Source organism: Paenibacillus sp. 01T422 (assembly GCF_056398785.1).
Map to the genome: position 1 here is coordinate 1 of NZ_JBFTQB010000565.1, position 12,066 is coordinate 12,066.

Genomic DNA, 12,066 nt, shown 5'->3' on the forward strand with positions numbered 1-12,066 from the left:
CCCAAAGACACGAACAGGTCGTTGACGATACCTCCTTCTGTCGTGAAGAAGATGTAGGAGATCCCCACCACAACCACCCATGATACGAAGTGGGGAATGTAGACAATCGTTTGAATGCTGCGTTTGAAAACTTCCCTGCGCACTTCATTTAATAACAAGGCCAGTATGATGGGCAGCGGGAAGAAAAAGACCAAATTATAGACAGCAAGAATGATCGTATTCTTGAACAGCATCGCGAATGAGGCATCAAAAAAGAACCTCTCAAAATGCTTGAAACCCACCCATTTACTGTGCAGCATGCCCAAGGCCGGCTGATAGTCCTGAAAGGAAATCAACAGCCCCCACATGGGGAAATAACGAAAAATAATAAAGTAGAGCATGCCAGGAAGCGCCATCGCATACAGCCATTTGTTTTTCAGCAAACGGTTGATTCTCATGCGGGCTTTGCTTCTTGCAGCCGTATCCGCTTTTATCGGTCTGGAAGTCAGTTCCACGTTGACTCGTCCTCCTCGTTTGTTTTGACAACGTTAGCGTATCGAAGCCGTAAATTGCGTGCAATAATCACCAGCGCTCCACCTGCTGATAATCAGCTTTGTGGCGGCTATAGCTGGCATTTATAATCAGTAGCGGCCCTGCGGATAATCATTTGTACGCAAAAAAGAGACTGTTCCTAGTCAATTGATGACTTCTGGAACAGCCTCTTTAGGTTAACGGGAAGTTCTAAGGGAACAATCCATTCAGGTGCAGCAGCTGAAAATTGCTGGAATAACTACCGTTAATTTGCGCTGCTCAGTGGCAGGGAGCGAAATAGCGGTAGGAACTCCAGTTAAATCGTCGGCATGATATAGTATTTGGCGGGTATGGGTGATAATAGCGGTAGAAAATCCAGTTAATTGGAGAAAAATGTATGGATTGCTGCAAATAGCAGGAGGAATCGGCGCTACTTGCAAGGAAAGTCGTCAGCCAATGGCATCCCTTCGCTGTTCCCGATACTGGCCGGGCGTCATTCCTTCAAGCTTGCGGAATTGGCGGATGAAATTCTGCGCATTCGTGTACTGCAAGCGCTCTGCTATGTCGGTGATCTTCATCTCCGTGCTGCTCAGCCAGCTTCTGGCCATATCATGGCGATATCCCGCCAAGTATTCACTGAAGCTCATCCCCGCTTCCTTGCGGAACATCCGGCGGATATAGTGAGTGCTGTAGTTCAACCGCAGCGCGCACTGCTCCAGCGTCAAATCACTGTCATAATGGTCATGGATGAGATCCATCACCGAGCGGGAAATGCTTTTGCCGGACGACTCGTGCCGCTTGAGGGTCAGCTCCATCATTGGTTGAATCATCTGATCTCTAAACCAAACTTCAATCTCCTGCGGTGTCTTCCAGCGGAACATGTGCTCATACGCATTCCGTTGATCCGGGAATAGAAGCTCCCCCGTATCGCCCATGTCATACAATACACGGATGAGATCCGTCAGCAGCATGGCAAAAGACATCCGATAAACATTCGAATCCGTCTCTACGCGCAGGACGTCCTGGATAAACTGATGCAGCAGTTCCTCGGCTTTGTGCTTATCGAGCAATGCAATTGCCTGGATTAGCTCCGACACCAAATGGTGCGGATAGTAGTGCCTTGAGGCTTGTTTTGGCTTCAAGTCATCTAGATGCAGGATCGCCTTTTCGCCAAGGCGAATCCGGTATTGCAGGGCTTCTTTGGCTTCAAGAAATGCCCCTGAGGTCGCAAACAGTTGGTCATAGGGCCTACTGATGCCGATACTTACCTTTAGTCCCAAATATTCGTCTACGGCACTTTGCACCGACATGGCCAGAGCACTCCATTCGCTGAGCAGCTCCATGTGGTTATCCGTATCACTGCCGACCAGAATCACCTGATAATTGCCAATAGGCATCGCATGGATGCGCTGCGGCATACCAATTAGCTCTGCGGCGATATTATTAATCGCAAAGAGCAGCAGATCCTGCTCACTGGAGCGATATCGTGTTTGATCCAGCGTATCGATCTGCAGGACCAGCACGGCATAATTCTTCCAGACAGGCAGCTGGAAGCGCTCCGCCTTCTCCTCCATCTCGCCGCGGTACAGCTCCCCTTGAAACAGCTTCAGCATGAAGTAGTCCACAAGCTGTCCGGCCTGAATCTTCATTTGACCTTCCAGCTGCTCCTTCGATTGATGGAGTGAAGCCACCTGTGTGCCGATCCATTGCAGCTCGTCTTTCACTGCAGAGCCGCTGTTTTGCGGTTTGCTGTGGCGCATCGTGAATTCCATGAGACTACGGACCGGAAAATACATCCGCTTGGAAGCCCAATAGGACAGCAGCGCGGCAAAAAGCAGCAGCACAACGCATGCCGTCAGCGTCGCCCATCCGATAGCAGCGGATTCCTTCCTTGCTTCCTCTAGCGGGATCACCGACACATATGTCCAGTTATTGTAGCGAGATTGATTATAAATCACGCTATAAGGCTTGCCTGACAAGGTACTGTTGACATACCCTTGTGTATGGCCTAATTGCTGCAGCTCCTTGGCCCATGGCTCAGCCAGAACACTTTGACCAATCCGCGCAGGATCACTGTGAATGATAATCTTCATCTTGTCATCCAAGACCATCGTTTCTCTTGTTGAGAAACCTCCCGTCAGCAGCTTGGAGAGCTCCGTGTTCGACATCCGTACGAATAAATAGCCTTTGGGCTCCGCAGCAAGCGGTGGAATCGTTTTCACAAGTTTGATTCCTGCAAAAGAAGCATCCTGATCAGGCAGCCACCGGGATGTATAGACATAAGCAAGCGCGTTCGACGCGTTCGCAACGTCCGTACCAAAATAAAAGCCGCCGTCTTTGATATACCAATTGTTCTGCGGACTATGCAGCTCTGCTGATTTCACACCTAATTCGTAGGTTTGAACCCCTAGAAGCCCTTTTACCGCCTGAACTGTAGATGTCGATTGAAAGAAAGCGTATACACCTAGGCACAGCAAAGGCACCGCGCTAATCAATGAGGTCGTAATCAGCAGCTTAATTAGAAATGATGAGTATCGCGAAGGCATAAGTTCCTCCATCCGAAAAAATTGAACGACATAGAAAAAATACAAAAATGACACCCTAAATGTTTAGAAGTGTCATTTCCGATGCAATTCATATTATTATTGAGCTTTAACGATCTCTCTACCTTTATATGAACCGCAGTTTTTGCAAACATGATGTGCTTTTTTCAATTCTGCACATTGTTCACACTTCACCATTCCTGGTACTTCCAGTTTAAAGTGAGTACGGCGCTTATCGCGACGTGTTTTGGACGTTCTCCGTTGAGGAACTGCCATTTTCAAAACACCTCTTTTCAGTTACATAAATCAACAAAGTATATAATAACTTTCTTGATCTATATTGTCAATGCTGAGTTGGGATAATTGCATCTCTCGAATACATAATAGCCTCGTCCACGTCACCAGACGTATACGCCTTCCAAGCCTCTTCATCCCCTCGCAAGTGTTTGTCAAACCATGCCAGCAGCATTCGCCTAACTTGCAATTTCACCTTTGGGCGACCTCTAATTCCATGATCCTCCCCATGGAAGAGAAGGAGCGAAACCTCTTTGCCCATTGAAGTAAGCGCTGTGAACATTTGCTCAGACTCCGCAACAGGTACAATCCCATCGAGTTCACCTTGCATAAGCAGTAACCTGTTTGAAATAGCTTGGAATCAGTCAAGCACCGCATCGCCAAAAAACCTCCAAAACTTCCTCCGTATACGGCAACTCTGTTCGGATTAAGAGCTTTATACTGCCTCAGTGTACACTCTACAGACTCCAACACCTCAGGAATCGCGTGCGTTCCCCAATCGTCCAAATGTAGATCGGATCGTACACTTCCATAGCCTGCTGTGCCTGTAGAGTTTATAACCAAAACAGCATAACCGTTACCAGCAAGAAGCTGGTGAGTATCTTCATACGACATACAGAGTTGAGCCGCTCCACCGTATAAGTAAACAATTAACGGGACTGACYCTGGCATTGCCTCATCCATGCCATCAGGCTCATAAAGCCATGCTCCCGGGGCAGGGACCTGATCTATTGCCTTAGGAGGAGCCCACACAATCTCCAAGGATCCCGAACCCCTGAGAGAATCAGGACAAAGCGCCAATTCCGTCCGATCAATACGAAAGAGAGCAGGAACAAAAGGCAACCCATTCTCCGAATGCACACAAACAACTCTCCCGTCTGAAGTTATACTGTGGCACCGGGAAGCACCGCGCCCTAGAACTTCTGTATGCAGCTTGAACAATTCACCTCTGTATACTCGCGCTAATTCGGTCTGATGTCCCCTCGTTGCAATGAATGCAATATATTCCTCATTTATCCAATAAACTTCTTGCTTAGCGGCAGGCATCCCTACTGGAGTTCCCGCGCTCATCTCTTCCTGCGAACCGTATTCACAAAGGACCCCATCTACCAGATCAAGCACATACAACCGCGTATCATATGCGTTGAGTAGAAAACCTGCCGGGTTCATCGTCTCATGACGAAAAGAGCGAATGAATAATGGTGAAGATTCCGTTTCTATCGATCTCGAAGCAACATAGGCCAGATAACGGCCTGAAGGGGATGAAACCGGAGTGTTCATAAAACTGTGAGGCAGTGGTACGGGTTCCCTTTCCACATTCGTCTCCAAATGAATGCTCCTTAATCGTAATTGCGGAAGGGTCCCGATAATGTTAACTTGATCTACAAAGTAAAGGATATCTTCGTGAAGCGAGAAAAAGACATGATCAAATTCATAGCCTGGGCCAGCAAGCCAAACAGGATCCTCCATATCACCTTCAGATAAGGTTGCCTGCACATACACAATAATTCTCTTCTTACGCCACCATGCCCATCGCTGAGGAATCTTAGTGATATGCCAATAATCGCTGTACTGCGGTGAATCTATCGGAGGAGTAGCGTCGCAGACGAGATAAAAACCTATTCCCGCCTTATCCCACAGAAGCGATGAAGCATTATGGAATATCTGAGGAATTCGTCTTATGGATCCATCTTCAACAGAATAAATAGCAATGTAATCCGTTTCTTCTGTTCTCTGAAGTACAGCAAGTTCCTTTCCATGTGGAGAGAACTGAAGACATCTTGCCCCTACCCCAGGACTGCCCTTCCAAATCAGGGTTATTCCCTCTTGTTCAACTATAGAGCACRGATACAAAGTATATTCAAATTCATCCTCTTCCAAGTCCCACATCGTGGAAAGGAAAGCTGAGTGTCTTCCGTCTGCTGTAACAGCGGTTTCTTTATAATCTGCAATGTCCGTAAGATCCCTAAACTCCATCCTCCGTCTTCTCACTCGTTCGATCCCTGAGCAAACACCGTATTCGCATCCGTATGCTCGAAGCAGAGATTCACAGTGCGCACTTCAGAACGTGTACGATGCAAAACGCCTGCGGGGATGGTTACATACTCATTGGGAGACAAAACAATGGATTTCTCGTCACTTAGATCGATGATCAGCTCCCCTTCCACAACAAGGAACAGTTCATCTGAATCGGGGTGGGAATGCCAAGGATAAGTTCCCGTAAATACCGCTAGCCTCAAACAACTTTCATTGACTGTTCCGATAATGGAATTATGATAGTTTGATGCTATATTTTCATATAGTGATGTTAGCTTCCCTTTCAGAATCAATTGATTATCATTCATATCATAACCCCCAAAGTAATATTAATGTAAATTTAACTAACAACCATAAAAGAAAAATATTGTAAATTTAATCGAAAGAAGTTATAGTAGTTTTAGTAGCCAATTGGATAAATAAGGAAATTACTTATGAACTCCATTATATCTGGCTACAAATCAAAATGGAAGAGAGGTGTTATAATATGATTAAAAAAACTTCCAAAAAGTCTACTACAATCCGCACAACAACTCCTTACATTGGAAACTAATACTTACTATGAGAAGAGACCTAAAGGCAAAACTTTAGGTCTCTTTTTCCATTAACACCATTTGAATTTACCATTTTCATTCCATTTGGAGGGATAGTTGATGATCAACAACTTATCACGAACTCGTGCTACGTTATATGACATATTGGACTCTGCGTGGGAGTCAATAGAGGAGCAAGATAAGACCTATCTATGTATTTATGGAGAATCCKGGATAGGAAAGAAAGATACTCTAACGGATTGGATGGAAGAAAAGTTCACACACGATACTCTCATCCACTCTGACGGCAGATCTTCCTCCTATGGCTATTTTGCCGGTTTGGAAGTTCTTATTCATACCCTTTTAGAAGACATGCATGCAACTCATCCCGAATATATTCATAAGCATGAGCAGACCCTTAAACGCCTCTTCCCCTACCTACCTTCCAACTATTTTGCATATGAAAAGGATTTGACCAATTTAGCGTCTCCAGACGAGCGTACCCGCTTCTACCACCATGAATATCAGGAGAAGCTTCTCCATGGAGTTTACGAATGTCTGTTAGACGCTGTATCTATAACAGGACGTAACTTCAAAATTATAGTTCATCATGCAAGCGAGCTTTCCCAAACGGCTAAGACGTTCTTGCGTATCTTTCACCGCCGTAATCAACTAGCAAAGTCAATGCGGATTGTGCTTCTTTGCGAACAGCCGCTCGACCCTGATATAGCAGAAGCCGCAGTGACTCTTCCCTTTCACCGCATGGACCGAGATGAGTTCGGACTTTGGATAGATCAATTGCCTCAAGGAATCCGCATATCGTCCAAAAAAATGGATCTCCTTTATGAAGCATCCGGCGGGAACACAGCGAAACTGTATGCCCTTCTGGAAGGAATGGAGATAGGTATGGAAGTGAATCCATACTTGCCCTATCCTACATATCTTGATTTTTGTCTACAGCTGAAAGGTGAAAAATCGCGCTATACTCTGCTAAAAGCATTCATTGAAGGACATTGCGCTTCCGATGATCCTATGGCCTTGCGCAATTATGCGACATTCCATCCCGAAACACGGGCAAGACTACATAAGGAGCAGATCGAGAAACTCCGCGGCGAAAGCTCTTGGGGGAATTTGCTTCACCCGATTCATGCCATGTCTTTGCTTACTCAAGCAGAACAACTGGGGGCTCTGACTCCCATCTCCATCCAATTGCAAGAAATTGGCCTTTATGATACTTGGTTTGAAATATTTTCTCCTTACTATACTTCTAATCATCTTCGCGTTCTTCCGGATGGTGAACAACCCCATAATTCGGTGTTCATCCGAATGTCGTTCATTTTGTACTCACTCGGACTGTCGAGTTTGTCCATTCCGTATTTGGAATTATTTTATCAACAATTTCCAGAAAGCCACGCGGTCCCTATGATTCTGTACTCTCAGAGCATGACTTATGGACGCTATCAAATTCCGGTGGATCTACCCAAAGCCGAGTATTATGCACTTTTAAACTTGGAGAAGATTGAGAACCTGTTCCTTAACCATCCCAAATATGATTACATTATGGTTTTTGCTGAGAATGCGCTTGCTTATATCCGTGCCCGCCAAGGCCGCTTTGTAGAAGCCATTGAGCTATGTACAAAAGGATTAGACCGTATGGAAGAAATCTATGGAAATGAGAAATATGCACTGCACCAATCCATCTTGGTTTACAATACGGGGCAAGTATATGAATTGGTTGGTGATTTTGACAAAGCCTATGAAACATATAAGCATGCTATTGCTCTCGATCCAAACTATGGAGAATACTACAATGATATAGCTAACCTGCTAAAAAAAGCTGGAAAACTAGAAGAGGCCATGGCGTATTACTGCAAAGCGGTCTCGGTGTCATTTATTATCACGAGGGACGCTATGCTGAATCTCTGGAAATGCTCAATAACACCATTTACCACCAGCCTAAGGAAGCACAAGCCTATAATAACCGTGCACTTGTTTTTCAAGAGTTCGATCGCCTGCAAGAGGCAGCACAAGATTTAGACTATGCCATTCTTTTGAATCCTAAGTTAAGTGAAGCTTATAATAACAGAGCCATATTGCATTTCAACGAAGAGAGGTACGAAGAATGTCGGGAAGATCTAGAATGCTCACTGGAGCTCCAGCAGGACCCTGATATTTACATAAATCTAAGTATGCTTCATCGTAAACAAGGTCAGATGGTAGAGGCATTGGAAAAGCTCCGCACGGCCAAAGAAAAGTTCGGCTCTTCGGAAGCCCTTGATCATTTACTTTTGGAAATTGAAGGCGAGCTCGTATCCTGATGACCACAACCAACGCTTCGGAACCATCCTCCAGCACAATAGAGGTGCTTAGATCTTTATGGCCTCTGTATTTAGCATATGGGTTAAGTCAGCTGGGAAACTGGATGTTCCGCGCAGGCGCGATATACGATATCTTCGACAAGCAAGGTGGGGCCGGGTCATTGTTGGGCTGGACCATCCTGTGCGTATATGTGCCCATTATGATCGGAGGCAAATGGCTTGCACCCTTGTCGGACCGATTCAAAAGCGTCCCCCTTCTGATATGCCTGGATACTATCTGCTCCTTACTATTAGTTCCGTTAATGATATGGGCAGATATGGGAGATAAATCCCAAGTGATTATTGCCTTAGGCATTATCGTTGGTTTAAGCTTATTGAATCCATTGTTTACAGCGACCCAATCGAGTATGTTTCGCAAACGGTTAAAGACGGAACAAGTGACAGCCGCAATGTCCCTTCTTTCTAACATAACTTGGGCAACCCATATTCTTGGAACAATATTCGGTTCACTGCTGTTAATTATGCTCTCATTTCGAATCATTGTTATAATTGATATCTTTAGTTTTGTCCTATCATTTGGTATATTGGCCGTTTGGATCCGACTTCAAGTTCCGTCATTTACAGAAGAAGCAAGGAAAGAACCCGAAGTTTCTCCTCCTTCCTTAAGCACGGTAAAGGTGAAGTGGGTTCTGCTTGTCTCTGTACTCTTCCTCAATCTAGGTGCAGGAGTCATTAACCTATTCCCCGCGGTAGCGGCCCGAAGTATATACCATATGGATCAGACAGGGCTCAGCCTGTTCTATCTTGTGAATGGAATCAGTGCCTTCGCGGGAACATTCCTCATCGGACGACTGCGTAAGAAATTTCTGGACTTTCAACTTCTGGGGGCCTCCAGCCTGTTGATTGCTATTTCTTTGTTTGCCATGAGTTGGTTCCCATCCTTGTCTTTCTCTGTTGCTGCTAGCTCTGCAATGCTCTTGTTCGGTCAGGTTTTTGGCGTGGTAGCTCATTCATTCCTGCTCACCTCACACCGTCCGGAGCAGGCAGGCCGCGCATCCGGATTGTTTATGACCTTTACATTCCTTGGAGTAGCAGTAAACGCGGGCTTGTTTTCTCTTTTCTTCCAAACGATTCAACCAGCTCCCTTCTCCCTATTTTTGCAGGCTTGCGGAGGGTTCGGTCTGATTTCATTTGTCATTATTGCCATACATGAATTAAAAAAAAGGCAGAGTCGGCAGTCTAAGCATGAAAGGGAAAGCCCAGGTTTTTAAAGAAGGCAGCTGTGTGAAAATCGCGTGAAAAATCCCGATGTCTCAAGATGTTGAGCTGCATCGGGATTTTTCTTTTTTCTGTTTGGTGCAGATTGGAAGGAACAAACAAGGAATCGATCAGAATATGCAAGATAGCAGGACTTAAACATATTATCCAGTTCCAAAAAAGGGGGAATGAGCTGAAACATTACACCCGATCAGAGACTCGTCTCCGCCTTCCTTTTATCAGCAAGCTTACTCCTAGCAATCCTATAAATATGAAGATACCAATAGCTCCCCATAAGAATGAACCATTACGAACCCCCGCATAAAGACCACTCATAGCAATTGTAAAAGGAAGTATGCCCAAGCCAGTGGTCCAGATAAAAGACCAAATGTTTATTTTCAAAAAACCCAACGCATAATTCACAAAATGATACGGGACCAATGGGACGAATCGGATGAGTAATAGACCAAACGATTCATGCCTTTTTGTGAACTCTTCTACTCTTTGTAGAAATGGCTGCGCTAATCTACTGAAGAAAGGCTTTGCAATCCATTTGGTTACATAGAGCGCACCCACCGCGCCCAGTACACCGCCTATCCACGAATAAACACCGCCCCAAACAGGACCATATATTTCCATGAGTGCGATAGAGATGAACTCTCCGGGTACTGGGAGAATATTAACAATAGACTGAACAATGATACCAATGATAATGCCTGTGTGCCCAAGATCCCGAATACGATGAATGAGCCCTTCAGCTTCTCCTGTATGAACAAGATAAAGATAATAACCTGCGATACCTGCAATGACAAGTATACTTATAACGCTTAAAAGCTTCATATTAGGTCCTGTTTGCTTCATATAATCTTCCTAACTGATCGAAATCACATGTTCTGAGATCGGCTTAGGTTCCACAGTAGCCGCGTATTTTTTGTAGAGTTCCTTAGTAGAAATAGTTGCTATTCTTGGAGACAATAGTTCACTTTTCAGTTTTAATCGATCTCTTCCGTTAGGATGAAGAACGTATAATAATGTCTTTAAATAGAACTGTGTAAATCTGCTAAACAAACCTTTTGGCAACTCTGTCACGGTAAAACCTAATTGTCTAGAACCTCTATGTATCATAGTGATTCCGTAGATCGCTTTGATCTTTTCGGGCATGATATGAATACGTTGTGCCAGCGTAGGCAGAAAGCTCTGTACATCATGTTTGATTTTTACGGCAAGTTGAAACATAGAGCTAGACTCGGTAATCAACTGATGAAGTTTCTCATTATTAAAATGAAGTTCAACAACCAGATCTCCGGAAGTCAGCTCTTCCCCACTTCCCAAATGGATCGTTTTCCCGTGATATTTGCACACTCGGCTATAGAAAATTTGATTATCCACATCAATTGGCCGAATGTTGAATAACCAATTGAAAATACGCTCCCATTTTAACCAGATGAAAACGAGAATTTTTTTCACAAGCCCACTTGGCTCCCTCTTCTTAAATTGTAGTAATTGTAAATAGGTATCTATGGGTAGAAAACGATAGTTTCGCTGTTTGCATATTTCAAGAAAATCCTCGAGGGCTTTCAACATATAGTGAGGAGCATCTCTATTCGCCCCAARAGTCTGCCCACTATCATGAAGTACGATGATATGGTTCATTTGTAGTTTGGCTAGTAAGGTTGACCTTATCCGATTAATGCCTCCCCTGCTTCTCCAATCTTTTACCATTAACGACCAGAGAACCAATCGAAATCGCTTCACTAAAAATAGGTCAAAGACATTAATAATTCCCCAAGGAGGACGATAATAAATCGGTTTTACCCCAATAATTTTCTCAATCGCCTCTACAGAATCATTCAATTGCTTTCGAACCTTTGTGGGAGTCATAAGTGCATTCGTCCAATGAACATAGTTGTGAATGCCGATCAGATGACCTTCATGATGAATGCGTAGAATGATATCTGGATACTTCTCCGCTTTGGACCCAAGTACAAACCATAACAATATATGCAAGCAAATCACATTCTTTCTAGAGAGGATTATTTAAATCATGGGTGAATTCGATATCACTTGTTCTCTCTTGCGTCCAAAAATTGTACTAAGAACGTCCGTAACGATCCGTTCTGCTGCTTTTCTATAATGTATGAAATCCATATTGTTTTTTACTAGAGAAACGCAAGTATCATTATCTATAAATTGACGAATTTGGTTAACGAGATCACTCATACGATAACTGACAAATGCAATACCTTTTTCAGAAAAATAAGTGGCATTATCCTTTTCTTGACCAGCGAACGGCCGATATATAAAAAGAGGAACTTTTAGAGCAAGAGATTCAGCTAATGTTAATCCTCCTGCTTTACTAATGATACATGTGGCTGAAGCCATGAGTTCATCCATCCGCTCGACGAAACCCAGAATTTTGACTCTGCTATTACTTTGAAATTGCTTTGTTAGGAGTTGATTCAACTTAGCATTTCGGCCACATACCACAGTAATATGACAATCCCTTATGACATCAAGACTTTTTATCATCTTAGCAGTAAGATCTAATTGACTATATGCCCCAACTATAAGAAG

11 protein-coding genes and 1 pseudogene are annotated in these 12,066 nt (G+C 44.1%); 3 read left to right on the plus strand and 9 right to left on the minus strand.

Annotated features, from left to right (window positions below):
- From AC1DUA_RS25935 to AC1DUA_RS25960, 6 genes and pseudogenes are all read right to left on the minus strand, one after another.
- Positions 1-437, minus strand: a pseudogene (locus AC1DUA_RS25935) (sugar ABC transporter permease); the annotation flags it as partial.
- A 522-nt stretch (positions 438-959) separates the two neighbouring features.
- Complete coding sequence (locus AC1DUA_RS25940; protein ID WP_477502514.1) at positions 960-3,056, minus strand: helix-turn-helix domain-containing protein; 2,097 nt, start codon at positions 3,054-3,056, stop codon at positions 960-962.
- 96 nt (positions 3,057-3,152) lie between these two features.
- Complete coding sequence (gene rpmF / locus AC1DUA_RS25945; protein WP_028553571.1) at positions 3,153-3,329, minus strand: 50S ribosomal protein L32; 177 nt, start codon at positions 3,327-3,329, stop codon at positions 3,153-3,155.
- 67 nt (positions 3,330-3,396) lie between these two features.
- On the minus strand, positions 3,397-3,630 hold the full coding sequence (locus AC1DUA_RS25950; protein ID WP_477502515.1) for an alpha/beta hydrolase family protein: 234 nt from the start codon (positions 3,628-3,630) through the stop codon (positions 3,397-3,399).
- Positions 3,540-5,324: an alpha/beta hydrolase family protein gene (locus AC1DUA_RS25955; RefSeq protein ID WP_477502516.1), complete on the minus strand. Its 1,785-nt coding sequence runs from the start codon at positions 5,322-5,324 to the stop codon at positions 3,540-3,542. Before AC1DUA_RS25955 ends, AC1DUA_RS25950 begins: the two co-directional genes overlap by 91 nt.
- 11 nt (positions 5,325-5,335) lie before the next feature.
- Positions 5,336-5,692 carry a cupin domain-containing protein gene (locus tag AC1DUA_RS25960; RefSeq protein WP_477502517.1) on the minus strand — a complete coding sequence of 119 codons (357 nt, stop codon included), beginning with the start codon at positions 5,690-5,692 and terminating at the stop codon, positions 5,336-5,338.
- A gap of 345 nt (positions 5,693-6,037) precedes the next feature.
- Between AC1DUA_RS25960 and AC1DUA_RS25965 the strand changes: the two genes are divergently transcribed.
- From AC1DUA_RS25965 to AC1DUA_RS25975, 3 genes are read left to right on the plus strand one after another with little or no spacing between them, the layout of a single operon-like run.
- Positions 6,038-7,954: a tetratricopeptide repeat protein gene (locus AC1DUA_RS25965; RefSeq protein WP_477502518.1), complete on the plus strand. Its 1,917-nt coding sequence runs from the start codon at positions 6,038-6,040 to the stop codon at positions 7,952-7,954.
- Positions 7,846-8,235: a hypothetical protein gene (locus tag AC1DUA_RS25970; protein ID WP_477502519.1), complete on the plus strand. Its 390-nt coding sequence runs from the start codon at positions 7,846-7,848 to the stop codon at positions 8,233-8,235. The genes AC1DUA_RS25965 and AC1DUA_RS25970 overlap by 109 nt, the downstream gene beginning before the upstream one ends.
- On the plus strand, positions 8,235-9,506 hold the full coding sequence (locus AC1DUA_RS25975) for an MFS transporter (RefSeq protein WP_477502520.1): 1,272 nt from the start codon (positions 8,235-8,237) through the stop codon (positions 9,504-9,506). The genes AC1DUA_RS25970 and AC1DUA_RS25975 overlap by 1 nt, the downstream gene beginning before the upstream one ends.
- Before the next feature lie 187 nt (positions 9,507-9,693).
- On the opposite strand, the gene AC1DUA_RS25980 is transcribed toward AC1DUA_RS25975, so the two are convergent.
- From AC1DUA_RS25980 to AC1DUA_RS25990, 3 genes are all read right to left on the minus strand, one after another.
- A complete protein-coding gene (locus AC1DUA_RS25980) occupies positions 9,694-10,353 on the minus strand; it encodes a TVP38/TMEM64 family protein (protein WP_477502521.1) in 660 nt (219 codons plus the stop codon).
- 9 nt (positions 10,354-10,362) lie between these two features.
- On the minus strand, positions 10,363-11,499 hold the full coding sequence (locus AC1DUA_RS25985; protein ID WP_477502522.1) for a YkoP family protein: 1,137 nt from the start codon (positions 11,497-11,499) through the stop codon (positions 10,363-10,365).
- Between the two features lie 30 nt (positions 11,500-11,529).
- Positions 11,530-12,066 (minus strand): glycosyltransferase (locus tag AC1DUA_RS25990; protein ID WP_477502523.1); only part of this gene is annotated, 537 nt, incomplete at its 5' end.

Excerpts from the sequence above, each read along its gene's own strand:
- AC1DUA_RS25940 (WP_477502514.1), bottom strand. The coding sequence starts at position 3,056 with ATGCCTTCGCGATACTCATCATTTCTAATTAAGCTGCTGATTACGACC.
- rpmF (WP_028553571.1), bottom strand. The coding sequence starts at position 3,329 with ATGGCAGTTCCTCAACGGAGAACGTCCAAAACACGTCGCGATAAGCGC.
- AC1DUA_RS25950 (WP_477502515.1), bottom strand. The coding sequence starts at position 3,630 with ATGTTCACAGCGCTTACTTCAATGGGCAAAGAGGTTTCGCTCCTTCTC.
- AC1DUA_RS25960 (WP_477502517.1), bottom strand. The coding sequence starts at position 5,692 with ATGAATGATAATCAATTGATTCTGAAAGGGAAGCTAACATCACTATAT.
- AC1DUA_RS25970 (WP_477502519.1), top strand. The coding sequence starts at position 7,846 with ATGCTCAATAACACCATTTACCACCAGCCTAAGGAAGCACAAGCCTAT.
- AC1DUA_RS25975 (WP_477502520.1), top strand. The coding sequence starts at position 8,235 with ATGACCACAACCAACGCTTCGGAACCATCCTCCAGCACAATAGAGGTG.
- AC1DUA_RS25980 (WP_477502521.1), bottom strand. The coding sequence starts at position 10,353 with ATGAAGCAAACAGGACCTAATATGAAGCTTTTAAGCGTTATAAGTATA.